Origin of the sequence: Streptomyces sp. NPDC057002 (assembly GCF_042673825.1) — a bacterium.
In the GTDB taxonomy this organism is placed as follows: Bacteria; Actinomycetota; Actinomycetes; order Streptomycetales; family Streptomycetaceae; genus Streptomyces.
In genome coordinates, this window is sequence record NZ_JBHURZ010000006.1 from 171,193 (window position 1) to 194,012 (window position 22,820).

General features: G+C 71.2%; 22 protein-coding genes. 10 read left to right on the forward strand and 12 right to left on the reverse strand.

Annotated elements, in window-relative coordinates; translation table 11 throughout:
• Positions 1-16 precede the first annotated feature (16 nt).
• A complete protein-coding gene (locus ACFT32_RS29015; protein ID WP_382495141.1) occupies positions 17-640 on the forward strand; it encodes an HAD family hydrolase in 624 nt (207 codons plus the stop codon).
• Here ACFT32_RS29015 and ACFT32_RS29020 read toward each other — a convergent pair.
• Positions 619-867, reverse strand: a complete 249-nt coding sequence (locus tag ACFT32_RS29020) for a hypothetical protein (protein WP_184599437.1) — start codon at positions 865-867, stop codon at positions 619-621. The genes ACFT32_RS29015 and ACFT32_RS29020 overlap by 22 nt on opposite strands.
• A 164-nt stretch (positions 868-1,031) precedes the next feature.
• Here ACFT32_RS29020 and ACFT32_RS29025 point away from each other — a divergent pair, with 164 nt between their 5' ends.
• On the forward strand, positions 1,032-1,415 hold the full coding sequence (locus tag ACFT32_RS29025; RefSeq protein WP_189729237.1) for a cold-shock protein: 384 nt from the start codon (positions 1,032-1,034) through the stop codon (positions 1,413-1,415).
• 6 nt (positions 1,416-1,421) lie between these two features.
• Here ACFT32_RS29025 and ACFT32_RS29030 read toward each other — a convergent pair whose 3' ends face one another.
• From ACFT32_RS29030 to ACFT32_RS29045, 4 genes are all read right to left on the reverse strand, one after another.
• On the reverse strand, positions 1,422-2,270 hold the full coding sequence (locus tag ACFT32_RS29030; protein WP_382495145.1) for a 1,4-dihydroxy-6-naphthoate synthase: 849 nt from the start codon (positions 2,268-2,270) through the stop codon (positions 1,422-1,424).
• On the reverse strand, positions 2,260-2,940 hold the full coding sequence (locus tag ACFT32_RS29035) for a futalosine hydrolase (RefSeq protein ID WP_382495148.1): 681 nt from the start codon (positions 2,938-2,940) through the stop codon (positions 2,260-2,262). The genes ACFT32_RS29030 and ACFT32_RS29035 overlap by 11 nt, the downstream gene beginning before the upstream one ends.
• Before the next feature lie 23 nt (positions 2,941-2,963).
• Positions 2,964-3,437, reverse strand: a complete 474-nt coding sequence (locus ACFT32_RS29040) for a DUF2771 domain-containing protein (protein ID WP_382495151.1) — start codon at positions 3,435-3,437, stop codon at positions 2,964-2,966.
• A gap of 62 nt (positions 3,438-3,499) precedes the next feature.
• Complete coding sequence (locus ACFT32_RS29045; RefSeq protein ID WP_382495905.1) at positions 3,500-4,900, reverse strand: MFS transporter; 1,401 nt, start codon at positions 4,898-4,900, stop codon at positions 3,500-3,502.
• Between the two features lie 262 nt (positions 4,901-5,162).
• Between ACFT32_RS29045 and ACFT32_RS29050 the strand changes: the two genes are divergently transcribed.
• The 3 genes from ACFT32_RS29050 to ACFT32_RS29060 all read left to right on the forward strand — a co-directional run bounded on the left by ACFT32_RS29050 (position 5,163) and on the right by ACFT32_RS29060 (position 10,402).
• Positions 5,163-6,092, forward strand: coding sequence for a DUF3027 domain-containing protein (locus ACFT32_RS29050; protein WP_382495154.1), 930 nt, complete (start codon positions 5,163-5,165; stop codon positions 6,090-6,092).
• Positions 6,093-6,191: 99 nt separating this feature from the next.
• On the forward strand, positions 6,192-9,323 hold the full coding sequence (locus tag ACFT32_RS29055) for a sacsin N-terminal ATP-binding-like domain-containing protein (RefSeq protein WP_382495157.1): 3,132 nt from the start codon (positions 6,192-6,194) through the stop codon (positions 9,321-9,323).
• A gap of 170 nt (positions 9,324-9,493) precedes the next feature.
• Complete coding sequence (locus ACFT32_RS29060) at positions 9,494-10,402, forward strand: hypothetical protein (RefSeq protein WP_382495160.1); 909 nt, start codon at positions 9,494-9,496, stop codon at positions 10,400-10,402.
• 9 nt (positions 10,403-10,411) lie between these two features.
• Here the strand turns inward: ACFT32_RS29060 and ACFT32_RS29065 are convergent, their stop codons facing one another.
• The 3 genes from ACFT32_RS29065 to ACFT32_RS29075 all read right to left on the reverse strand — a co-directional run bounded on the left by ACFT32_RS29065 (position 10,412) and on the right by ACFT32_RS29075 (position 14,336).
• Entirely contained in the window at positions 10,412-12,805 is a 2,394-nt protein-coding gene (locus tag ACFT32_RS29065; RefSeq protein ID WP_382495162.1) for an HAD-IC family P-type ATPase, read from the reverse strand.
• Between the two features lie 110 nt (positions 12,806-12,915).
• Positions 12,916-13,761, reverse strand: coding sequence for a class I SAM-dependent methyltransferase (locus ACFT32_RS29070; RefSeq protein ID WP_382495165.1), 846 nt, complete (start codon positions 13,759-13,761; stop codon positions 12,916-12,918).
• Positions 13,762-14,042: 281 nt separating this feature from the next.
• Positions 14,043-14,336, reverse strand: coding sequence for a DUF2530 domain-containing protein (locus tag ACFT32_RS29075; RefSeq protein WP_382495168.1), 294 nt, complete (start codon positions 14,334-14,336; stop codon positions 14,043-14,045).
• A 117-nt stretch (positions 14,337-14,453) separates the two neighbouring features.
• Here ACFT32_RS29075 and ACFT32_RS29080 point away from each other — a divergent pair, with 117 nt between their 5' ends.
• Positions 14,454-15,905 carry an NCS2 family permease gene (locus tag ACFT32_RS29080; protein ID WP_382495171.1) on the forward strand — a complete coding sequence of 484 codons (1,452 nt, stop codon included), beginning with the start codon at positions 14,454-14,456 and terminating at the stop codon, positions 15,903-15,905.
• A gap of 13 nt (positions 15,906-15,918) precedes the next feature.
• Here the strand turns inward: ACFT32_RS29080 and ACFT32_RS29085 are convergent, their stop codons facing one another.
• On the reverse strand, positions 15,919-16,101 hold the full coding sequence (locus ACFT32_RS29085) for a ribbon-helix-helix protein, CopG family (RefSeq protein WP_382495174.1): 183 nt from the start codon (positions 16,099-16,101) through the stop codon (positions 15,919-15,921).
• 155 nt (positions 16,102-16,256) lie between these two features.
• Here ACFT32_RS29085 and ACFT32_RS29090 point away from each other — a divergent pair, with 155 nt between their 5' ends.
• Both ACFT32_RS29090 and ACFT32_RS29095 read left to right on the forward strand, forming a co-directional pair.
• Complete coding sequence (locus tag ACFT32_RS29090) at positions 16,257-16,694, forward strand: MarR family winged helix-turn-helix transcriptional regulator (RefSeq protein ID WP_215120700.1); 438 nt, start codon at positions 16,257-16,259, stop codon at positions 16,692-16,694.
• A gap of 26 nt (positions 16,695-16,720) precedes the next feature.
• Positions 16,721-18,097: an MFS transporter gene (locus tag ACFT32_RS29095; RefSeq protein ID WP_382495178.1), complete on the forward strand. Its 1,377-nt coding sequence runs from the start codon at positions 16,721-16,723 to the stop codon at positions 18,095-18,097.
• A 19-nt stretch (positions 18,098-18,116) separates the two neighbouring features.
• Here the strand turns inward: ACFT32_RS29095 and ACFT32_RS29100 are convergent, their stop codons facing one another.
• Positions 18,117-18,638 carry a GNAT family N-acetyltransferase gene (locus ACFT32_RS29100; protein WP_382495181.1) on the reverse strand — a complete coding sequence of 174 codons (522 nt, stop codon included), beginning with the start codon at positions 18,636-18,638 and terminating at the stop codon, positions 18,117-18,119.
• Between the two features lie 26 nt (positions 18,639-18,664).
• On the opposite strand from ACFT32_RS29100, the gene thpR reads away from it, so the two are divergent.
• Entirely contained in the window at positions 18,665-19,237 is a 573-nt protein-coding gene (gene thpR, locus ACFT32_RS29105) for an RNA 2',3'-cyclic phosphodiesterase (protein ID WP_382495184.1), read from the forward strand.
• A 183-nt stretch (positions 19,238-19,420) separates the two neighbouring features.
• On the opposite strand, the gene ACFT32_RS29110 is transcribed toward thpR, so the two are convergent.
• Positions 19,421-20,413: an aldo/keto reductase gene (locus ACFT32_RS29110; RefSeq protein ID WP_382495187.1), complete on the reverse strand. Its 993-nt coding sequence runs from the start codon at positions 20,411-20,413 to the stop codon at positions 19,421-19,423.
• A 175-nt stretch (positions 20,414-20,588) separates the two neighbouring features.
• On the opposite strand from ACFT32_RS29110, the gene ACFT32_RS29115 reads away from it, so the two are divergent.
• The gene (locus tag ACFT32_RS29115; protein WP_382495189.1) at positions 20,589-22,187 is read left to right on the forward strand and encodes an amidase; all 1,599 of its coding nucleotides are present in this window, start codon (positions 20,589-20,591) and stop codon (positions 22,185-22,187) included.
• A gap of 12 nt (positions 22,188-22,199) precedes the next feature.
• On the opposite strand, the gene ACFT32_RS29120 is transcribed toward ACFT32_RS29115, so the two are convergent.
• Positions 22,200-22,784: a Uma2 family endonuclease gene (locus ACFT32_RS29120; protein WP_382495192.1), complete on the reverse strand. Its 585-nt coding sequence runs from the start codon at positions 22,782-22,784 to the stop codon at positions 22,200-22,202.
• Between the last annotated feature and the right edge of the window lie 36 nt (positions 22,785-22,820).

Consider the following 22,820-nt stretch of genomic DNA (forward strand, 5'->3'; position numbering starts at 1 on the left):
ATACGCCCTGGGCACAATGGCCGATATGGCACTCACCGTCGGTTTCGACCTGGACATGACCCTCATCGACTCCCGCCCCGGCATCCGCGCCTGCTACCAGGCGCTGTCCGAGCGGACGGGCACGTACATCGACGCCGATCTGGCGGTCACGCGGCTCGGGCCGCCGCTGGCCGAGGAGTTGATCAACTGGTTCCCGGCCGAGGAGGTCGGGGACGTGGCCGATGTGTACCGCGAGATGTACCCGTCGATCGCCATCGCGGCGACCCCGGCGATGACCGGCGCCGCCGAGGCCATCGCGGCCGTACGGGAGGCCGGCGGGCGCGCGATAGTCGTCACCGCCAAGTACGAGCCCAACGCCAAGCTGCACCTCGCCCACCTCGGCATCGAGCCCGACGCGGTGATCGGCGATCTGTGGGCCGAACAGAAGGCGGAGGCGCTGCGCGAGCACGACGCGGCCGTCTATGTCGGCGACCACGTCGGAGACGTACGCGGCGCCCGGACGGCCGGCGCGCTGTCCGTCGCGGTGGCCACCGGCCCCTGCTCCCCGGAGGAACTGCGCACGGCGGGCGCGGACGTCGTCCTCGGGGACCTGACCGAATTCCCCGGGTGGCTTTCGGACTACCGCCCCGCGCGCGCCTGACGCCGGCCGGCCGCCACGGAACGCAGTACTCCCGCGCCGGCCATCAGGAAACCGACCGCCATGAGCATGCTCAATCCGAACATGTACGTCGGAAAGGGCGTCGTCCCGAGGAACAGCGGGGCGACCGTGACCAGTGTGGCCACGGCACCGATGAAGAAGACGATGGCACCGGCACGGACCAGACGGTCACCGGGTGCGGCGGAATTCGTTTGGGTTTTGTCAGGCACCGGACCAGGGTAGTTCCCAGCCCGAAGGAACAAGCCGGTGACGTCTTGTCACCGGCCTGAAGAGCATTAGCCTTGGTACCGGCGGGTCCGTGCGGCCCGCCCGAGTGCTATCAAGAGCCGTTTCCAGAAGCAGTTTTCCGACGAGTACGAGGACGAGGACAGACGTGCCTACCGGCAAGGTCAAGTGGTTCAACAGCGAGAAGGGCTTCGGCTTTCTCTCCCGCGACGACGGCGGTGACGTCTTCGTCCATTCCTCGGTCCTCCCCGCCGGAGTCGAGACGCTCAAGCCCGGTCAGCGAGTGGAGTTCGGCGTGGTCGCCGGACAGCGCGGCGACCAGGCACTGTCCCTGACGATTCTGGACCCGACCCCCTCGGTCGCCGCCGCGACGCGCAAGAAGCCGGACGAACTCGCCTCGATCGTCCAGGACCTCACGACCCTGCTGGAGAACATCACCCCGATGCTGGAGCGGGGCCGCTATCCCGAGCGGACCTCCGGCAAGAAGATCGCCGGCCTGCTGCGGGCGGTCGCCGACCAGCTGGACGTCTGAGGCTTCTCAGGGAAATCGCAGCGCGTTCGGGCCGAGGGGCGGTACGAGTCCCTCGGCCGCCGCGCGTGTCAGCAGTCCGCGTACGGCCGCGTAGCCGTCCTCGCCGAGGGCGGCCGTGAACTCGTTGACGTACAGCCCGATGTGCTGGTCGGCGACGGCCGGGTCCATCTCCTGGGCGTGCTCCATGACGTAGGGGCGGGACACCTCGGGGTCGTCCCAGGCGGCGCGCACAGACGTCCGGATGGAGTCGGCGAGCAGCCGCAGCTTCTGCTCGCCCAGCGACCGCTTGGCGATGATCGCGCCCAGCGGGATCGGCAGCCCGGTGGTGTGCTCCCAGTGCTCGCCCATGTCGGCGAGCTTGTGCAGGCCGTAGCCGCCGTACGTGAAGCGCGCCTCGTGGATCACGAGCCCCGCGTCGACCTTTCCGTCCCGTACGGCCGGCATGATCTCGTGGAACGGCATGACGACGATCTCGCCGACCCCGTCGTCCAGGGTGTCGGCGGCCCACAGCCGGAACAGCAGATAGGCGGTGGACCTCTCGCTGGGCACGGCGACGGTGCGCCCGGCGAGATCGACATCCGCCTCACGCGTCAGCACCAGAGGCCCGCAGCCCCGCCCCAGGGCACCTCCGCAGGGCAGCAGCGCGTACTCGTCGAGGACGTACGGCAGCACCGCGTACGACACCTTCAGTACGTCGAACTCGCCGCGCTCGGCCATGCCGTTGGTGACGTCGATGTCGGCGAAGGTCACGTCGAGGGCGGGGGCGCCGGGGACGCGGCCGTGGGCCAGGGCGTCGAAGACGAAGGTGTCGTTGGGGCAGGGGGAGTACGCGATCTGCAACTGGTCACTGGTCATGCCGGTTCCAACTCTCCAGTACGGGCACGAGCTTCCCGAAACCCTCGGTCAAGGCCGCCAGGGCGTCCCCGATGCGCCATGCGGCTCGGTCACGCGGCCCGACGGGATTGGAGATCGCCCGGATCTCCAGCACGGCCACCCCGTGCGCGCCGGCGGCCTCGGCGACACCGAAGCCCTCCATGGCCTCGGCCAGAGCGGTGGGGTGCCGCTCGCGCAGCGCGGTGGCCCTGGCGGCCGTCCCGGTCACGGTGGACACGGTGAGCACGGCCCCGGTACGGGCCCCGGCGGCCTCGGCGACCCGCCGTGCGAGCTCCCCGGGCGGCTGGTGACGTACGGTCCCGAACCCGAGCTCGGTGACCGGCAGGAACCCGTCGGGCGTCTCGGCCCCCAGATCGGCCGCGACGATCTCGTCGGCGACGACGAGCGACCCCACGGGTGCCCCGGGCTGGAAGCCGCCACCGATCCCGGCGGAGACGACGAGGTCGTAGGGGGTGCCCTGGAGGGACGCGGTGGTGAGAGCGGAGGCGACGGAGGCGGCGGCTAGGGCGGGCCCGACACCGGCGTCGATCACGTCAATACGGCCGCGCGCGATCGCGCCGCTGCCGCCGTGGGCCCCCAAGGCCTCGGCCACCGCGTCCCTCTCCACAGGAACAGCGGTGGCCACCAGCATCCGGCCGAGCCCAGCGGCAGCGATCAGGCGTCCTTCTCGAGCTTGAAGTTCCAGAGCCCGGACGTGTCCTTCTCGCCCTCCTTGATGGACACCAGCGTCGAGTCGCCCTGCGCGCCGTACTGGGCGTTGAAGAACACGCTGCCCGGGATGGTGCGGTACGTCTTCGTGCTGTTGTCGGTCAGCGGCTGACCGTTCATCAGGATCGTCCAGCCCTTGTCGGCGATCTCCGGGTCGACACCGAAGCGCACGGTCTCGTCCGGGTCGACCGAGATGGACTTGATGCCCTTGTCCTTCAGGCACTGCGTGAGGTCGGCGGGCTTCAGGGCGTCGCCCTCGCCGCCACAGGTGGCCTCGGAGTTCACCGAGTCGCTGCCCACGGTGACCGTGGCCATCGGCGTCGGCTTGTCACAGGCCGACAGGACGAGCAGTCCGGCGGATACGACACCGGCGACAGCGACGGCGCGGCGGCGTCGCACTACGGATTGCAACGTGTTCATGGGCGAAGGTTATCGGGCACACGACCGGGAGTGCCCACGCGGGGTACGGCGTGCCCGTACGGCTATGCCACGCGCGGCCGCGTCGCACCGCCGCGCCGGGCCGAGGCGATCAGCCCCCGTACGGTCGTCAGCCACCCGGCGCCGACGATCGCCGCGCCCACCGCCAGCCCGACCGTGCCGTTGAGCGGCAGCGCGAGGCCGATCGCCCCGCCCAGCACCCAGGCCATCTGCAGCAGTGTCTCGGAGCGGGCGAAGGCCGAGGTGCGGACCAGTTCGGGCACGTCCCGCTGGATCAGCGCGTCCAGGGAGAGCTTGGCCAGGGCCTGTGCGAAGCCGGCCATCGCCGCCAGGCAGGCCACCAGGACCGCGCTGAAGAACGCCGAGGCCAGCACCGCCACGCCCACCACACACGCCACCACCGTCACGATGATGATCTCCGGTGCCCGGGAGCGGAGCCACGCCCCGACCGCCGTGCCGAGCGCGTTGCCCGCGCCCGCCGAGACGCCCACGATCCCCAGGGACACGGCGGCGCTCTGGCCCGAGACCGGGTGCTCGCGGAGCAGGAAGGCCAGGAAGAAGATCAGGAAGCCGGTGAGGCAGCGGATCGAGGCGTTGGCGGCCAGCGCGTGGGTGACGGCCGGGCCGACCGTGCGCAGCCCGGGACGCTTGACCGGCCGGCGGTGCGGGCCGTGCAGATGCTGTTCGTCCGCGGCCAGCAGCGCGGTGTCCTCGCCCTTGGCGGAGTCGACCTTGGGCGGCAGCGTGAACGACAGGATCGTCCCCGCCACGAAGAGCACGAAGGCGCCGTAGAGCGGCCAGCGCGGCCCGATCTGCTGGAGGCCGGCGCCGATCGGGGCGGCGATGCCGGTGGCGAGGAGCCCGCCGAGGGTGACGCGCGAGTTGGCCTTCACCAGGGAGAAGCGAGGCGGCAGCAGCCGGGGCACGACGGCGCTTCTGACCACCCCGTACGCCTTCGACGAGACGAGGACGCCGAGCGCCGCCGGGTACAGCTCGATACCGCCGGTGACGACGGCCCCGGACAGGACGATCGCGAGCAGCGCCCGGGCCAGCATCGCGCCGGCCATGGCAGCCCGGCGGCCGTGCGGGATGCGGTCGAGGAGGGGGCCGATCACCGGTGCGAGCAGCGTGAAGGGCGCCATGGTGATGGCGAGGTACAGCGCGACGCGGCCGCGGGCCTCGTCGGTGGGGACGGAGAAGAAGACGGTCGAGGCGAGGGCGACGGTGACCATGACATCGCCGGCGCCGTTCACGCCGTGCAGCTCGATCAGCTTGCCGAGGCCGGACTCGCCGGCGCCGTGCGCGTGGGTGGCCTTGCGGATGCCGCGGGCGGTTCCGGTGACCGGGAAGTGCAGGGCACGGCCGACCGCGCGGAGGGAGCCGCGCATACGGCCCGGTCCGCTCAGTCGGCTGCTTCCCTTGACGGGCGTCTTCGCGGCTGCCACGACGTCATAGTGCCCCGAGAAGGCTGTGGGTAGTGCCATTACCGCTTGTATAGGGCCTGTGGGGTGACTGTCGGATGACTGCCCGGTCGTCGGGTCATGGGACCGTCGGTGTACGCGAAGTGGGGCGGAAGGGTAGCGTGCGTATCTCAGCCATCCCGCAAAATGGATGAAGGACGTCGACGCGGTCCCCCGGTCCGCTCCGTCCGCCCCCGCGCTGGGAGTGGCGCACTCGTGAGACGGCGTATGGAGAGAAGCGATACCTGTGAGCGCAGCGACAACGCGAAGCCGCACCCCTGACCGTCTGTGCGCCGAGGCCGTCGACCTCGCGCGTGCCGCAGCCGAGGAGGCCGCGGCGCCAGGGATCGTCGGCGAGCATGTGGGGACGGTCTCCGAGGGGGACCGCGTTGTCACGCATTTCTTCGAGTGCCGGGAGCTGGGGTACCGGGGCTGGCGCTGGGCCGTGACGGTGGCCCGGGCGTCCCGGGCGAAGATCGTCACGGTGGACGAGGCGGCGCTGCTGCCCGGCCCGGACGCGGTGCTCGCGCCCGAGTGGGTGCCGTGGAGCGAGCGGCTGCGCCCCGGCGACATGGGGCCGGGCGATCTGCTGCCCACGGACGCCGAGGATCTGCGTCTGGAGCCCGGCTACTCGGGCGAGGACGAGCCCGCACCGAATTCCCCCGTCTCGCACGAGATGGCCGACCTCGTGGAGGCGGAGGACGCGGACGTCACCGCGGGACCCCCCTCCGGCTTCCTCCCGGTCACCCCGACCCGCGGCTCCATCACCGGAGTGGCGGAGGAGCTCGGCATGCGCCGGGCCCGCGTCCTGTCCCGCTACGGCCTGTACACCGCTGCCGACCGCTGGGAGGAGGCGTTCGGCCCCAAGACCCCCATGGCCCAGTCGGCCCCGGCGGCCTGCGTCACCTGCGGCTTCCTCGCCCCCATCGGCGGCTCCCTCGGCCAGGCCTTCGGCGTCTGCGCCAACGAGTTCTCCCCGGCCGACGGCCGCCTCGTCTCCCTCACCTACGGCTGCGGCGGCCACTCCGAGGCCGCGGTCATGCCCCGCCCCCCGCAGCCGCCCTCCCCGGTCATCGACGAGACCCGGGTGGACCCCTTCCCGCTGCGCCCGGCGGCGGACTCGGGTTCGGTCGCGGCGACGGCGGACGAGGACACGGAGGAACTGGGGCACTCGTAGCGGCCCGCGCCCGGCAGTGACCGGGCCGGGCAGGCGCACACCCCCCGCTCCGCAGGCGGTACCTTCGTCCTCACGTCGACGAGGAGAAGGAACGGCAACGTGAGCAGCAAGTTCGTGCGGCCCGCCGCCGAGGGGGCCGATCCGTTCGGTACCGCGCGTCTGCGCCGCGGTGTCCTCGACGCCTGGGCCACCAGCCCCGCCCGGTTCCGTGAGGACGCCAACGCCGAGGAGGACCTGGTCCTCGGCGGCTACCGGGACCGGCTCGTCGTCGAGCTCGCCCAGAACGCCGCCGACGCCGCGGCCCGGGCCGGGGTGCCGGGACGGCTGCGGCTCACCCTGCGGGACGGCGTTCTCGTCGCCGCCAACACCGGGGCACCCCTGGACGCGGCCGGTGTCGAGTCGCTGTCCACGCTGCGGGCGTCGGCGAAGCGGGAGAGCCAGGAGCAGGCCGTCGGACGCTTCGGTGTCGGCTTCGCCGCCGTCCTGTCCGTCACCGACGAGCCCGCCGTCGTCGGCCGGCACGGCGGCGTCCGCTGGTCCCTCGCCGAGGCCAGGGACCTGGCCGCCGAGACCGCCCGGCACAGCCCCGGACTCGGGGACGAGGTCCGGCGGCGCGACGGGCACGTACCGCTGCTGCGGCTGCCGTTCGCCGCCGAGGGCACCGCCCCCGACCCGTACGACACCGCCGTCATCCTGCCCCTGCGCGACGATCCCGCCGCCGACCTCGCCGAGCGGCTGCTGCACGCCGTCGACGACGCGCTGCTGCTCGCCCTCCCCGGCCTCGAAGAGGTCGTCGTGGAGGTCAACGGGGAGAGCCCCAGGACCATCACCCGCCGTACCGACGGGCCCTTCACCGTCGTCGACGACTCCGAGGGCGGCGTCACCCACTGGCGCACCGCCGTCGCGCACGGCCCGCTCACCCCCGACCTGCTCGCCGACCGGCCCGTCGAGGAGCGGCTGCGGCCGCGGTGGTCCGTCACCTGGGCCGTGCCCGTCGACAGCGACGGCAGCCCGGCCCGGCCCCGCACCAGCCCGGTCGTGCACGCGCCCACGCCCAGCGACGAGCCGCTCGGCGTCCCGGCCCTGCTCATCGCCTCGTTCCCGCTGGACTCCACCCGCCGGCACGCCGCCCCGGGGCCGCTGACCGACTTCCTCGTCCAGCGCGCGGCCGACGCGTACGCCGAGCTCCTCGGCGACTGGCGGCCGGTGACCACCGGGATCATCGGCCTCGTGCCCGGCCCGCTCGGCAAGGGCGAGCTGGACGGCGCCCTGCGCCAGGCGATCCTGGAGCGACTGCCGAGGACCTCCTTCCTGCCGCCCGCCGCCGAGCCCCAGGAGCACGAGGACGACGACCTGCCCGACTCCCTGCGGCCCCGCGACGCCGAGATCGTCGAGGGCGCGGGCGCGGACACCGTGCGGGTCCTCGCCGAGGTGCTGCCCACCCTGCTGCCCGGCGGACTGGAGCGGCGCGCGGAGCTGCGGACCCTGGGCGTCGCCCGCGTCCCGCTGACCGACGCGATCGACCGGCTGGCCGGGCTCGAGAAGGACCCCGGCTGGTGGCGACGGCTCTACGACAGCCTCGCCGGCGTGGACCCCGACCGGCTGTCGGGCCTCCCGGTGCCGCTCGCGGACGGCCGTACGACGATCGGCCCCCGGCAGGTCCTCCTGCCCAGCGCGGAGGCCGCCCGTATCGACCCCGAGGTGCTGGCCCGGCTCGGCCTGAAGGTCGCCCACCCGGACGCCGCCCACCCGCTCCTGGAGAAGCTCGGCGCCCTGCCCGCCAGCCCGCGTGCCGTGCTCACCACCCCGCAGGTACGGGCCGCCGTCGCCGCGTCCCTGGACGACGAGGGCGGGGTGAACTGGGAAGAGGACACCCTCGACGCCGACGAGCTGGCCGACACCGTGCTCGCGCTGGTGCGGGACGCCGGCCTTGAGCCCGGCGACGAGCCCTGGCTCGGCGCCCTCGCCCTGCCCGACGAGGACGGCGAACCGGCCCCCGCCTGCGAACTCGTCTTCCCCGGCGGCCCCTTCGCCCAGGTGATGCGCGAGGGCGAACTCGCCGCCGTGGACGCCGAACTGGCCGGCAGGTGGGGTGAGCAGCCGCTCGCCGCCTGCGGGGTCCTGGTGAACTTCGCGCTCGTCCGCGCCACCGACGTCGTCCTCGACCCGGACGAACTGGAGCCCCGCGAGGGCGACTTCGCCGAGCCCGACGACGCGGGCCTGCTGGACGCCGTCGACGTGTGGTGCGAGGACATCCTCGACCGTTTCCCGGACAGCCCGGTGCCGCCGGTCGCGACGGAGATCATCGCCGTCCGGGACCTGGACCTGGTCGACGAGGACAAGTGGGCCCAGGCCCTGGCCCTGCTCTCACAGCCGCCCTTCCGGGACGCGATCGTCCAGCCCGTGCGGATCCTGCTGCACGACGGAACGCACGAGGCCGTACGGCCGTACGCGGCATGGTGGCTGCGCGGGAACCCGGTGCTCGACGGACGCCGCCCGGCCGGTCTGCGGGCCGCCGGCGGCGACCCGCTGCTGCGCGGTCTGTACGACGAGGCCGACGCCACCGGATTCGAGGACGAACAGGTGCTGCGCGCGCTGGGCGTACGGACGTCCGTCGCCGCGCTGCTGGACGAGCCCGGCGGGGCCGCCGAACTGCTCGACCGGCTCGCCGAGCCCGAGCGCGAGGTGGCGGACGCCCAGCTGCACGCCCTCTACGGCGCGCTGGCCGAGCTGGACCCGGAACAGGTGACCCTGCCGGACGACCTGCGCGCGGTCGTCGACGGCCGGGTGGAGGTCGTGGACGCGGCCGACGCCGTGGTCGTCGACTCGCCGGACCTGCTGCCCTTCACCTCGGGCGTCCCGCTGCTGCCGGTCCGCCCCTCCCGGGCCGCCGACCTGGCCGAGCTGTTCCAGGTGCGGCGGCTGAGCGAGTCCGTCACCGGGGAGGTCACCTCCGAGGGCGTCGAGCACGAGGTGCCGGAGCCGGTGCGGGTGCTGCTCGGCCGGCTGACCCCGGCCTCCTACGTCGAGCACGAGGAACTCGTCGTCGACGGCGTGGAGATCGACTGGCGGCTGACCGACGACGGTGTCCTGCACGCGGCCACCCTGGAGGGCGTCGCCGCGGGCCTGGCCTGGGCGGCCGGCCAGTGGCCGCGGCGGTTCGAGGTGGCGGCACTGCTGGAGGACCCGTCCCGGACGGAGGAGCTGGCGCGGGACCGGTGGTTCGACTGAGTACGGCGTGACATTTGATGTCGGTGAAAACTTCCGCACATATTTTTCACCTGTCGTACAACCAAGCGAACCGCTCGGGTATCTGATCACGTGAGTCAACAGACTCCACGATCACTTGGGCCCCAGGAGCCGACGACGAGCGCCGGGGCCCCTCTCCACCTGGAGAACGCATGCGCATCCGAGCCACCGTGGCCGCCGTCACCGGCGCCCTGGCCCTCTCCGCCTTCGCCGTGCCGGCCGCGCAGGCCGCCGAGCCGAAGGTCCCCGCGGACATCGCCGCCGCCAGCAAGGTCGTCCACGCCGACTCCGGCCGGTCGGCCCTCGCCGCCGCCGTGGACGGCGAGCCGTACGCCCTGAACGCGACCTTCTCCTCGGTCAAGGTCAACAACGGCAAGAACATCTCCGCCGGCACCACCAACGTGGTGAAGGTGCCCGTCTCCTTCAAGCTGACGCACGGCGCGGACGTCGACATCCACGCGGACGACTTCTTCGCGGGCGTCGAGCTGTACCGCGGCGCCTCGTTCGAGGACTCGATCTTCTACTTCGACAGCAACGACGCGAGCTGCACGGACTCCTCCGCGACCGTCGCCAACTGCAAGACCACCGTCGAGATCGACCCGTTCGCGCTGCTGAACGAGGACGCCGGCTCCTGGAAGGCCGCGGGCTTCGCGGTCGCGTTCAACGGCGAGAACCCGGACAGCCCGAACCTGGACGAGGTCGGTGTCGCGGTGACGGACCCGACCAACTCCTTCAAGCTCCAGCGCTTCTCCAAGCTGACGGTCAACGCCTCGCCGGAGCCGGTGAAGAAGGGCAAGACCATCACCGTCACCGGCAAGCTTTCCCGCGCCAACTGGGACGACAACAAGTACCACGGCTACACCAACCAGTCGGTGAAGCTGCAGTTCCGTAAGAAGAACTCCAACACCTACACCACGGTGAAGACCATCAAGTCGAACTCCACGGGCGAGCTGAAGACCACGGTCAAGGCCTCCGTGGACGGCTACTTCCGCTACTCCTTCGCGGGCACGACGACCACGCCGGCGGTCAACGCCACGGGCGACTTCGTCGACGTCAAGTAGACAAGGCGGCTACGCCGGGAAGCGGCGGTCCACCCATCTCCACGTGAGTTCCAGGGTGGCCGCCGCCACCACCGCGATGCCGACCGCGATCCACGGCATCGTCATACCGACCAGCTTCAGCGCGAAGAAGTGCTGGAGCCACGGCACCACCAGCACGACCAGGAACGCCCCGCCCATCGAGGCGACCAGGGCGATGCGCCACCAGGTGTAGGGGCGGGCGACGATCGCCAGGACCCACATCGAGATCAGGAACAGCGTGAGCGTCGCCGCGCTGGTCTCCGCGTCCAGCGCGCCCGCGCCCGAGTAGTGCTGCCGGGCGATCAGATACGTCGCGAAGGTCGCCACCGCCGCCACCACCCCGCCCGGGATCGCGTACCGCATGACCCGCCGTACGAAATTGGGCCTGGCCCGCTCCTTGTTGGGCGCGAGCGCGAGGAAGAACGCCGGGACGCCGATGGTGAGGGTCGACAGCAGGGTCAAGTGGCGCGGCAGGAACGGGTACTCGACCTGTGAGCAGACCACCAGGACGGCCAGCAGCACCGAGTAGACCGTCTTGACCAGGAACAGGGTCGCCACGCGCGTGATGTTGCCGATCACACGGCGGCCCTCCGCCACCACCGACGGCAGCGTGGCGAAGCTGTTGTTCAGCAGCACGATCTGCGCGACCGCCCGGGTCGCCTCCGAGCCCGAGCCCATCGCCACACCGATGTCGGCGTCCTTCAGGGCGAGGACGTCGTTCACCCCGTCGCCCGTCATCGCGACCGTGTGCCCGCGGGACTGCAGAGCCCCGACCATGGTCCGCTTCTGCTGCGGGGTGACCCGCCCGAACACCGTGTTGTCGTCGAGGGCCCGGGCCATGCCGTCCTCGTCGGCGGGCAGCCGGCGGGCGTCGACGGTGGTGCCGGACAGCCCGAGTTTCGAGGCGACCGCGCCGACCGACACCGCGTTGTCGCCTGAGATGACCTTGGCCCGGACGTTCTGGTCGGCGAAATAGCTCAGGGTGTCGGCCGCGTCGGGCCGCAGCCGCTGCTCCAGGACGACCAGGGCGGTGGGCTTGGCCCCCTCGGTCACCTCGGCGTCGTCGAGGTCACGTTCGACCCGGGCGAGCAGCAGCACCCGCAGGCCCTGCTCGTTCAGCCGCCCGGTCTCGGCGAGGGCCGGGTCGTCGTCGGGCAGCAGGACGTCCGGTGCGCCGAGCAGCCAGGTGCTCGTCTCCCCGCCGGCCTCGGCGAACGCGGCGCCGCTGTACTTGCGCGCCGAGGAGAAGGGCAGCGCCTGGGTGCAGCGCCACTGCTCGCCGTCCGGGTAGGCGTCGATGATCGCCTTCAGGGAGGCGTTCGGGCGCGGGTCCGACTCGCCGAGGGCGCCGAGGACCTGTCGTACGTACGTCTCGTCGGCGTCCTGGAGCGGCCGCAGCTCGGTGACGTCCATGCCGCCCTCGGTGAGGGTGCCGGTCTTGTCGAGGCAGACGGTGTCGACCCGGGCCAGCCCCTCGATCGCGGGCAGCTCCTGGACCAGGCACTGCTTGCGGCCCAGCCGGATGACGCCGATGGCGAAGGCGACGGAGGTGAGCAGGACCAGCCCCTCGGGAACCATCGGGACGATGCCGCCGACCGTGCGCGCCACGGAGTCGTCGAAGGCGTTCTCCTTCACGAACAGCTGGCTGATGATCAGGCCGATCGCGGTCGGGACCATCATCCACGTGACGTACTTGAGGATCGTGGAGATGCCGGAGCGCAGCTCGGACTGGACGAGGGTGAAACGCGAGGCCTCCTCGGCCAGCTGCGCGGCGTACGCCTCACGGCCGACCTTCGTCGCCTGGAACGCCCCGCCGCCCGCGACCACGAAACTGCCCGACATCACCTGGTCGCCGGGGCTCTTGACCACGGGGTCGGCCTCGCCGGTGAGCAGTGACTCGTCGATCTCCAGGTTGTCGGCCTCCGCGCAGACACCGTCGACGACGACCTTGTCACCAGGCCCGATCTCGATCAGGTCGTCGAGCACGATCTCGGAGGTGCTGACCTGACCGGAGATCCCGTCCCGGCGCACCGTGGGACGCACCTCGCCGATCAGCGCGAGCGAGTCCAGGGTCTTCTTCGCCCGCCACTCCTGGACGATCCCGATGCCGGTGTTGGCGAGGATCACGAAGCCGAACAGGCTGTCCTGGATCGGCGCGACGACCAGCATGATCAGCCACAGCACGCCGATGATCGCGTTGAAGCGGGTGAAGACGTTCGCGCGGACGATGTCGACGGTGGAGCGGCTGCTGCGCACCGGCACGTCGTTGATCTGCCCGCGCTCCACGCGCTCGGCGACCTGAGCACCGGTCAGGCCGGTCACGGGCGAGGTGACCGTCGCCGGCCGGACGGAGTCGAGCCGGGCACCCGCGTCGAGATGCGTCATGCATTCGACGGTACGTGCGGATTTGCCGCTTCACCTGCTGAATGCGGGGAAGATCCGACCTGGGGAGGATGGGCGTCGTGCCCTGGTCGTACGGCAGTTGTATGCGTCCGTCAGCCTGTCCGGCGGGCGGTGAACAGCAGGTACTCCCACTCCAGGGCCGTCCCGCCCGGGCCCGTTCCCAGGGCGCCGTCGCGGGCGAGGTCCACCAGGTCGCGGTCCAGGGCGGCGACGCGGTCGGGGTCGTCGGCGATGTTCTTGTAGACGGCGATCGTCGGGCCGTAGCGCTCCTTGAAGTAGTCCCGGAACGCCTCCGGCGTCGCGAAGCGGTCGACCCTTGCGGTTCCGCGCTCGGTGCGGACGTCCGTGACCCGGTCGCCGAGGAGCGCGCGCACATGGCCCTCGTCTCCCCACAGCGGGGGCGGCTGTGCACCGGGCGGGGGCGGGGGCGCGTACGGCTTCATCGTGGCGAACATCCGGCCGATGAAGCCCTGGGGTGTCCAGCTCAGCAGGCCGATGGTGCCGCCCGGCCGGCAGACCCGGACGAGTTCGTCGGCGGACTGCTGGTGGTGCGGGGCGAACATGACGCCGACGCAGGACAGCACGGTGTCGAATCCCGCGTCGCCGAAGGGCAGCGCCTCGGCGTCGGCCTCCTGCCAGGTGAGGTCCGCGCCCTGCTTCTCGGCGGCGAGCCGGCCGGCCGCGAACAGCTCCGGGGTCAGGTCGGAGGCGATGACGTCCGCACCGGCCAGGGCCGCGGGGATCGCGGCGTTGCCGCTGCCGGCGCCGACGTCCAGTACGCGTTGGCCGGGGCGCACGCCGCATGCCTCGACCAGGACCGCTCCCAGCCCGGGGATGACCTCGGCGGCCACGGACGGGTAGTCGCCCTGGGCCCACATCGCCCGGTGCTTGGCCTTCAGAGTCCGGTCCGCCTCGACCGCGCTGTTCTCCATCGTCATGGCTGCGCTCCTCACCGGTTCCGGGCGTTCGCCGTCTCCTTTTGAGAGTAGGGAGGGGGCGGGGCTGTGTCTCGCCGGAGCGTTGGGGTGCGCGTGCGCGTTACGCCGGGTGGTGGGTCGGGGCCGCGCCGGGGGGGGTGTCCGTCCTCGGAACGTCGCGATGGGGTGAGACACCGACTGACTGTTCGTTGACGCGACAACCGCTGCGGGCGGACACCCCCCGACACGGCCCCTTCCGTGAGCCGGCGGGTGCGGGCGCGTCGTGGCTCGCTGATGCGGCCCTACTGGGCCGAGGGTGTCGAGCGGGTCGGGGGAGTGGTCGTCGTGTCCTGCGCCGCGGCCCGCTTGATCGCGGCGTCGCGCTTACGGACGTACCAGACGCCCAGCAGGCCGAGTCCGCCTCCGGCCAGGCAGGTCCACAGCCACCAGGTGTGGCCGTGGTCGTCGAACCAGCCATAGAAGGGGAGCTGGATCAGGAAGAGGGCGAACCAGATGATCGTGCCGCCGATGATGGTGGCTACCACGGGGCCCTCCAGGGGCTCCGGCGCCTCGTGCCTGGGGGTCCACTTCGCCATGAGGACAGCTTACGAGGCGATCAGGTCTACGCGCGGAGATGGTCGTTCGGGGGTTTATATGTTCATACTGAAACGGTTTGTGTCTGACCACTTCTCTTCGTAGGAACCACCAAATACATGTCGTCCTCGGCTCCCGCCCAGGTCCCCGCCCCTGAACAGCCGGGAGCCGGGCCCACGTACGGCGCACTCGACCGCTTCTTCCGGATCTCGGAGCGGGGCAGCACCCCGTCCCGCGAGGTCCGGGGCGGTCTCGCCACCTTCTTCGCGATGGCCTACATCATCGTGCTGAACCCGATCATCCTCGGCAGCGCGAAGGACATGTACGGCCACCAGCTGGACAACGGTCAGCTGGTCACCGCCACGGCTCTCACGGCGGCCTTCACCACCCTGCTCATGGGTGTCATCGGCAATGTGCCGATCGCGCTCGCCGCCGGGTTGGGTGTGAATTCGGTTGTCGCGCTTCAGCTGGCTCCGCGTATGTCCTGGCCGGACGCGATGGGCATGGTGGTTCTCGCCGGGTTCGTCGTGATGCTGCTGGTCGCCACGGGGCTGCGCGAGCGGGTCATGAACGCCGTGCCCTTCGGGCTGCGCAAGGCCATCTCCATCGGTATCGGCCTGTTCATCATGCTGATCGGGCTGGTCGACGCCGGTTTCGTTTCGCGTATCCCGGATGTCGCGCAGACGACCGTTCCGCTGCAGCTGGGCGGCGACGGTCATCTCAACGGCTGGCCGGTGCTGGTCTTCGTCCTGGGTGTGCTGCTGACGCTCGCGCTGATCGTGCGCAAGGTGTCCGGGGCGATCCTGATCTCCATCGTCGCCATGACGGTGGTGGCGGTTGTGATCGAGGCCGTGGTCGATGTGCCGAGTTGGGGGCTGACCACTCCGAAGTGGCCCGGGAATCCCGTTGCCAGTCCTGACTTCGGGCTGGTGGGGCAGGTCAGTCTGTTCGGTGGGTTCGAGAAGGTCGGCATGCTGACCGGCGTGCTCTTCGTCTTCACCGTGCTGCTGTCGTGCTTCTTCGACGCGATGGGCACGATCATGGGCGTCTCCGACGAGGCGAAGCTGACGGACGCGCAGGGTCAGATGCCCGGCATCAACAAGGTGCTGCTGGTGGACGGCTTCGCGGTCGCCGCCGGTGGTGCCAGTTCCTCCTCGGCCACGACCGCCTTCGTCGAGTCCACCGCCGGGGTCGGCGAGGGCGCCCGCACCGGCCTCGCCAACGTCGTCACCGGCGGGCTCTTCGCCCTCGCCCTCTTCCTGACGCCGGTCGCCACCATGGTGCCGTCCCAGGCGGCCACCCCGGCCCTGGTCGCGGTCGGTTTCCTGATCCTTTCCGGCTCCGTCAAGGAGATCGACTGGGCGGACTACACGATCGCCGTCCCGGCGTTCGTGACGATGCTGATGATGCCGTTCACGTACTCGATCACCAACGGCATCGGCATGGGCTTCATCACCTTCGCGGTGCTGCGCCTGGCGGCCGGCCGGGGCCGGGAGGTTCCGACGGCGATGTACGTGGTGGCGGCGGTGTTCGGGTTCTACTACCTGATGCCCGCGCTGGGACTGACGTGACCGGACGGGGTCCTCAGGTGACTCCGTAGAACTTCTCCGTCTCCTCGACGGCGGCCTCGAACCGTTCGTCGAAGTCATCTCGAATGAGCGTCCGGACGACGTAGTCCTGGACGCTCATTCCCCTTTTCGCGGCATGGTGCCGGAGCCGGTCGAGCAGGTCGTGGTCTATTCGCAGGCTGAGCACGCTGGTCCCCATGGGCATGAGGGTCGCGGCATCTTTCGGTGCGGTGGGTCGCGTTCCGCTGTCGGATCACCCATATGAGTGATGTCACGGGTAAGTGGCCAGGGTCACGGGTGTTTTCGCGTGCCCCCGGTAGTCTTTAGCGAGAGTAATGAGTTACGCTAAAGAACATGCCGGACCTCAGCCATGGCGACGATGTAGCCGCCGTGAACTCCCTCCGATCCGCCGTGATGCGGCTGTCCCGTCGGCTCAAGCACCAGCGTGTCGACGAGTCGCTCAGCCCCACCGAGATGTCGGTGCTCGGCACCCTGTCCCTCTGCGGCAGGGCCACGCCGGGCGAGCTCGCCCGCAAGGAACACGTCCAGCCGCCGTCGATGACCCGCATCGTGGCGCTGCTGGAGGCGAAGGGGCTGGTCCGTCTGGAGCCGCACCCCGAGGACCGGCGCCAGAAGGTCGTGACGCGCACCGAGCAGGCGGAAACGATGCTCGAGGAGAGCCGCCGCAAGCGGAACGCGTTCCTGGCCACCCTGGTCGAGGACCTCGACGAGGACGAGTGGGCGAAACTCCGCGCCGCCGCCCCCGTGCTGGAGAAGCTCGCGCATCTGTAAGCCGTTGTCGCAAGGAGGCGAACCCTTTGAGTTCGGGACCCGGAGCAGCTTCCGTCCCCGCACCTGATCCCCACGATTCCCCGCCCGCCTCCGACCCGCCTCCCTCCGCCCCGCTCCCGCGCAAGTCCTCGATGTTCTCCTCCCTGAAGGTCAGGAACTACCGCCTGTTCTTCCTGGGGCAGGTCGTCTCCAACATCGGCACCTGGATGCAGCGCATCGCCCAGGACTGGCTGGTCCTCAGCCTCACCGGCTCCTCGGCCGCCGTCGGCATAACGACCGCGCTGCAGTTCCTGCCGATGCTGCTCTTCGGCCTCTACGGCGGTGTCCTCGTCGACCGGCTGCGCAGGCGGCCCACCCTGCTCGTCACCCAGTCGTCGATGGGCCTCACCGCCCTCGCCCTCGCGGTCCTCACCCTCACCGGCCATGTCCAGGTGTGGCACGTGTACGTCGCCGCCTTCGCGATGGGTCTGGCCACGGTCGTCGACAACCCGGCCCGGCAGTCCTTCGTCTCCGAGCTGGTCGGCCCCGGGCAGCTGCAGAACGCGGTCAGCCTGAACTCCGCCAACTTCCAGTCCGCCCGCCTGGTCGGCCCCGCTGTCGCGGGCATACTCATCACCGGCGTCGGCACCGGCTTCGCCTTCCTCTTCAACGGACTGTCCTTCGTCGCCCCGCTCACCGGTCTGCTGCTGATGCGCGCCCGTGAGCTGCATGCCGTGGAGCGCGCCCCGCGCGGCAAGGGACAGCTGCGGGAGGGCGTGCGCTATGTCACCGGCAGGCCCGAGCTGATCTGGCCGATCGTCCTGGTCGGTTTCGTCGGCACCTTCGCCTTCAACTTCCCCGTCTACCTCTCGGCCTTCGCGGACGATGTGTTCCACGCGGGCGCGGGCGCCTACAGCATGTTCAACACGCTGATGGCGGTCGGCTCCGTCGCGGGCGCCCTGCTCGCGGCGCGGCGCGGTACGGCCCGGCTGCGGCTGCTGATCGCCGCCGCCATGGTCTTCGGCGCGCTGGAGATCGTGGCGGCGACGACGCCGACGCTGTGGCTGTTCGCCCTGCTGATGGTCCCGCTGGGGCTGTTCGGCATGACGGTCAACGTCACGACGAACACCAGCATCCAGATGTCCACGGACCCGGCCATGCGCGGCCGTGTCATGGCCCTCTACATGATGGTCTTCCTCGGCGGCTCCCCGGTCGGCGCCCCGATAGTCGGCTGGATCACCGACACCTACGGCGCCCGGGTCGGCCTGGCGGCCGGCGGTGCGGTGGCGGCCGCCGCCGCGGCCGTGATCGGCCTGATCCTGGTCCGCGTCGGCAATCTGCGCCTGTCGGTGGGCTGGCACCACGGTCACCCACGGGTGCGGTTCGTCCCCCGGGAGCAGGAGGCGCTGGCTCCGGCGGCGTAACAGGGCGTCGGTACGGGGTCTATACCCTCCGGGCCAGCAGCCGGCCCGGCCACCTGTTCTCGCCGACCGTGAAGGCCTCGGCGCGGGTGAAGCCGTTGGCCTCGTAGTAGCGGACGAGCTTGCCGTCGTCTCCGGCGTAGCAGTCCACCCGGAGGAGGCCCACCCCGGCCCGGCGGGTCTCCTCGGCGGCGTGTGTGAGGAGCGCGCTGCCCAGGCCGTGGCCCTTGAAGCGGCGGTCGGAGGCCAGCCAGTGGATGTACCGCTCGGGTTCGCCGGGCGGCGAGAGATGGGCCAGATAGGCGCCGGGCGAGTCGGTGAGGGTGAGGGTGGCGGCCGGGACGCCGTCGGCCTCGGCCAGATACACGCTGCCCTCGTCCATGTACCGGCCGACCGACTCCACCGTCTTCGGGCTCTGAGACAGGGGCTTCGTCCCCCACTGCCCCGTGCGCCCCTGTGAGACCAGCCACTCCACACAGCTGTCGAGCATGCCGAGTATCGCGGGGATGTCGTCGGGACCGCCTTCTCTGATGCTGATCTCCATGGCCTCATGGTGCCAGGCTGGGCCCCATGAGAGTCTTCGCCGCTGTACTGCCCCCCGACGAGGTGACCCGTGAACTCGGCGCCGCCGTCGACGCGTTGCGGAAGCTGCCCGGGGCGGACGGGATGCGCTGGACCGGCCGGGCCGGCTGGCACTTCACGCTCGCCTTCTACGGGGAGGTCGACGACGGCCTGGTGCCGGAGCTGTCGGCCCGGCTGGAGCGGGTCGCTCGCCGCACCGGCGCCTTTCCGCTGGCCGTGCGGGGCGGCGGTCAGTTCGGGCACGGCCGGGCGCTGTGGGCCGGGGCCGAGGGCGACCTGGCGACCCTGCGGCTGCTGGCCGACCGGGCCGAGGCGGCGGCGCGGAAGGCGGGGGTGCCCATGGGGGAGCACCGGCGGTACAAGGCCCATCTGACGATCGCCAGGAGCCGGGAGGCGCGGGACGTGCGGGCGTGTCTGGACGCCCTGGCCGGGTTCACGAGCCGGACCTGGACGGTGGGCGAGCTGGCGCTGGTGCGGAGCAATCTGCCGACCTCGGGGGTGCCGGGTGAGCAGCCCCGGTATGAGGCGGTCGGTCGGTGGGCGCTCGGGGGTGCCGGTTAGGCTCGGTGCCGTGGACCCGAAAACCCGTAACCGGATCATGGCCGGTGTGCTCGTGCTGATGTTTCTCGTCGTCGCCCTGGCTTCCGCGCTGGGGAGGTAGGCGCGCCGGGGGAACTGCGGTCGCCTTCCGGCTGCGGGCCGGTGGGGGCTTGTCGCGCAGTTCCCCGCGCCCCTGTGGGGGCGCTACCAGGCGAAGGCCTCCGGGCTCGGGCCCGGGCCCGGGAAGATCTCGTCGAGGCCGGTCAGCAGCTCCTCGGACAGCTCGAGGTCGGCCGCTCGCAGGGCCGAGGCGAGCTGCTCGGCCGTGCGCGGGCCGACGATCGGGCCGGTCACGCCCGGGCGGGTGAGCAGCCAGGCCAGGGCGGCCTCGCCGGGCTCGATGCCGTGCTTGTCGAGCAGGTCCTCGTAGGACTGGATCCGCGCGCGGCTCGCCGGGTCGGCGAGGGCGTCGGCAGCGCGGCCGGAGGCACGCCGTCCGCCCTCGACCTCCTTCTTGATCACGCCGCCCAGCAGACCGCCGTGCAGCGGCGACCACGGGATGACGCCGAGCCCGTAGTCCTGAGCGGCCGGGATGACCTCCATCTCGGCACGCCGCTCGGCGAGGTTGTACAGGCACTGCTCGCTGACCAGTCCGATGGTCCCGCCGCGCCGGGCGGCGATCTCGTTGGCCTGGGCGATCTTGTAGCCGGGGAAGTTCGACGACCCGACGTAGAGGATCTTGCCCTGCTGGACCAGGACGTCGATGGCCTGCCAGATCTCCTCGAAGGGGGTGTCCCGGTCGATGTGGTGGAACTGGTAGACGTCGATGTGGTCGGTCTGGAGCCGCTTGAGGCTGGTGTCCACGGCCCGCCGGATGTTGACGGCGGAGAGCTTGTCGTGGTTGGGCCAGGCCGGTCCGTCGGCGCCCATGTTGCCGTACACCTTCGTGGCGAGGACGACCTTGTCGCGCCGTCCCTCGCCCTTGGCGAACCAGTTGCCGATGATGCTCTCGGTACGGCCCTTGTTCTCGGCCCAGCCGTACACGTTGGCGGTGTCGAAGAAGTTGATGCCCGCGTCCAGCGCCGCGTCCATGATGGCGTGGCTGTCGGCCTCGTCGGTCTGCGGACCGAAGTTCATGGTGCCGAGGACGAGCCTGCTGACCTTGAGTCCCGTGCGTCCGAGCTGCGTGTACTTCATGCTGCCCAAGCCAACGTCTTGAAGTGCGCTCGAGGCAAGCACGTACCCGCGTCGGCGTGCGTTCCCGTCGGGTGACCCCGGGCTCTCCCCCCGGCCGGACCGGGGGCGGACTCCCGGCCAGATTCGGGTGACGGCCTCAGCGAATCGAGCCGCTCACGCTTCTACCGTGCTGTTCATGAGGACTCCCGCGTCATCCACCACCCGCCGAAGCGCCCTCGCCCTCGGCACCGCCGCGGCGGCCACGCCCTGGCTCGGCACGGCCTCGGCCCGGGCCGACACCCGACCCGGCGAACTGGACGAGCTGGACATCACCGAGCTGCGCCGCCGCATCGCCGACGGGCGACTCGACGCCGAACGCCTCACCCGCTACTACCTGGAGCGCGTCGAGCGCCTCGACCCGCTGCTGCACGCGGTGATCGAGGTCAACCCCGACGCCCTGCGCGAGGCCCGCCGGCGGGATGCCGAGCGGCGGGCCCGGGGGCCGCTGCACGGTATGCCCGTCCTGCTGAAGGACCTGGTGGAGACCGCCGACCGGATGCACACCACGGCCGGTTCGCTCGCCCTGGAGGGCCTGCGGCCGGCGGCGGACGCCACGGTCGCTGCCCGGCTGCGCGAGGCCGGTGCCGTCATCCTCGGCAAGACCAACCTGAGCGAGTGGGCCGGCGGCATGTCGCTCACCCACCACGCCGGCTGGAGCGCCCGCGGCGGCCAGACCCGCAACCCCTACAAGCTGGACCGCTCCCCGAGCGAGTCCAGCTCCGGTACGGGCGTCGCCGTCGCGGCCAACCTGTGCGTCGCCGGTATCGGCACCGAGACCAACGGCTCGATCATCGACCCGGCCTCGGCGAACTGCGTGGTCGGTGTGAAGCCGACGGTCGGGCTGGTCGGACGCGGTGGGGTGATCCCCGGCGTGCCCAGCCAGGACAGCGTGGGCCCGATGGCGCGCACGGTCCGCGACGCGGCGATCCTGCTCGGCACGCTGGTCGGCGTCGACGACCGCGACCCGGCGACGAAGACGAGCCGCGGCCACTTCCACCGCGACTACACCCGGTTCCTGGACGCGGACGGCCTGCGCGGCGCGCGGATCGGCGTGCCGCGCTCGGTCTACTTCGGCTACAGCCACCACGCCGACGAGATCGCCGAACGCGCGATCGCGGTGCTCGGCAAGGCCGGAGCCACGATCGTCGACCCGGCCGACATCCCCACGGCCGAGCAGTTGGAGGACCTGCCCGGCTCGATGATCGTCCAGGTCTACGAGATCAAACGGGCGCTGAACGCGTACCTCGCCGCGGCGCCGGGCGACCATCCTCGCAGCCTCGGGGAGCTGATCGAGTTCAATCGCGCGCATGCCGACCGGGAGCTGCGCTATGTACGCCAGGACGGGCTGGAGGCGGTGGAGCGGCTGGAGTTCACCGAGCGGGAGTACCGGGAGGCGCTGGCCGCCAACCACCGGCTGTCGCGTGCCGAGGGCATCGACGCCGTGCTGCGCGAACACGACCTGGACGCCCTGGTGATGCCGACCACCGGGCCGCCCGCCAAGATCGACCTGATCCGCGGGGACGCCCACGGCGGCGGCGCGTCCACGCCCGCGGCCCTCGCGGGCTACCCCGCGATCAGCGTCCCGGCGGGCTTCGCCTTCGGCCTGCCGGTGGGGCTGACGTTCATGGGGACGGCTTGGAGTGAGCCGGTGTTGTTGCGGTTGGCTTACGCGTATGAGCGGGCCAGTGGGGTACGCCGGCCGCCGGCTTATCGGCCGGCTGATGTGGGGTTCTGATGGGGTGGGACGTCAGTCGCGGGGGAACTCGTCGGTCTTGAGGGTGAGGCCGATGTCCGTGACGGTGAGGTCGACTTCCCAGCCGAAGGTGACCGTCGTCTCCATGGCGTAGTCGCCGTTCTTGGGCTGGGTGAACAGGTGGCACTTGCCCTGGTAGGGGTCGGCGATGAGGTAGACGGGGACTTCGGCGAGGGCGTAGGCGGCTCTCTTGGGGCCGTAGTCGTTCTGGGCCGTGCCCTTGGAGATGACTTCGGCCACGAACTCGATGTCCTTGCAGAGCCAGAGGCCCCTCTCGTTCTTCTCGGCCCCCTCGGCCACGAGGGTCACGTCGGAGGCGAAGCCGTTGAGGTGGCCCGGGTAGTCAACACGGACGTCCGATTTCACGCGCTTGCGCGGGTACTTGGTGCGCAACTGCTCATAGAGGTCGGCGATGATCTCCCAGTGCGTGTCCCGCTGCTGCGACATGAAGATGGCCCCCTCGACGATCTCGACCTTGTAACCCTCGGGGGTGGTCCGCTCGAGCGACTCGAACAGCTTGTCCAGAGTCAGCTCGTGGTCTGCCTCGGCCATCTCGATCCTGTCTTCAAGGACGGTCATCGTGGCGCTCCTCCCCGACCGCTCCATGGACGTGGG

Excerpts from the sequence above, each read along its gene's own strand:
- ACFT32_RS29015 (WP_382495141.1), top strand. The coding sequence starts at position 17 with ATGGCCGATATGGCACTCACCGTCGGTTTCGACCTGGACATGACCCTC.
- ACFT32_RS29030 (WP_382495145.1), bottom strand. The coding sequence starts at position 2,270 with ATGACCAGTGACCAGTTGCAGATCGCGTACTCCCCCTGCCCCAACGAC.
- ACFT32_RS29035 (WP_382495148.1), bottom strand. The coding sequence starts at position 2,940 with ATGCTGGTGGCCACCGCTGTTCCTGTGGAGAGGGACGCGGTGGCCGAG.
- ACFT32_RS29040 (WP_382495151.1), bottom strand. The coding sequence starts at position 3,437 with ATGAACACGTTGCAATCCGTAGTGCGACGCCGCCGCGCCGTCGCTGTC.
- ACFT32_RS29060 (WP_382495160.1), top strand. The coding sequence starts at position 9,494 with ATGCGCATCCGAGCCACCGTGGCCGCCGTCACCGGCGCCCTGGCCCTC.
- ACFT32_RS29065 (WP_382495162.1), bottom strand. The coding sequence starts at position 12,805 with ATGACGCATCTCGACGCGGGTGCCCGGCTCGACTCCGTCCGGCCGGCG.
- ACFT32_RS29070 (WP_382495165.1), bottom strand. The coding sequence starts at position 13,761 with ATGACGATGGAGAACAGCGCGGTCGAGGCGGACCGGACTCTGAAGGCC.
- ACFT32_RS29075 (WP_382495168.1), bottom strand. The coding sequence starts at position 14,336 with ATGGCGAAGTGGACCCCCAGGCACGAGGCGCCGGAGCCCCTGGAGGGC.
- ACFT32_RS29080 (WP_382495171.1), top strand. The coding sequence starts at position 14,454 with ATGTCGTCCTCGGCTCCCGCCCAGGTCCCCGCCCCTGAACAGCCGGGA.
- ACFT32_RS29085 (WP_382495174.1), bottom strand. The coding sequence starts at position 16,101 with ATGGGGACCAGCGTGCTCAGCCTGCGAATAGACCACGACCTGCTCGAC.
- ACFT32_RS29090 (WP_215120700.1), top strand. The coding sequence starts at position 16,257 with ATGCCGGACCTCAGCCATGGCGACGATGTAGCCGCCGTGAACTCCCTC.
- ACFT32_RS29100 (WP_382495181.1), bottom strand. The coding sequence starts at position 18,638 with ATGGAGATCAGCATCAGAGAAGGCGGTCCCGACGACATCCCCGCGATA.
- thpR (WP_382495184.1), top strand. The coding sequence starts at position 18,665 with ATGAGAGTCTTCGCCGCTGTACTGCCCCCCGACGAGGTGACCCGTGAA.
- ACFT32_RS29110 (WP_382495187.1), bottom strand. The coding sequence starts at position 20,413 with ATGAAGTACACGCAGCTCGGACGCACGGGACTCAAGGTCAGCAGGCTC.
- ACFT32_RS29115 (WP_382495189.1), top strand. The coding sequence starts at position 20,589 with ATGAGGACTCCCGCGTCATCCACCACCCGCCGAAGCGCCCTCGCCCTC.
- ACFT32_RS29120 (WP_382495192.1), bottom strand. The coding sequence starts at position 22,784 with ATGACCGTCCTTGAAGACAGGATCGAGATGGCCGAGGCAGACCACGAG.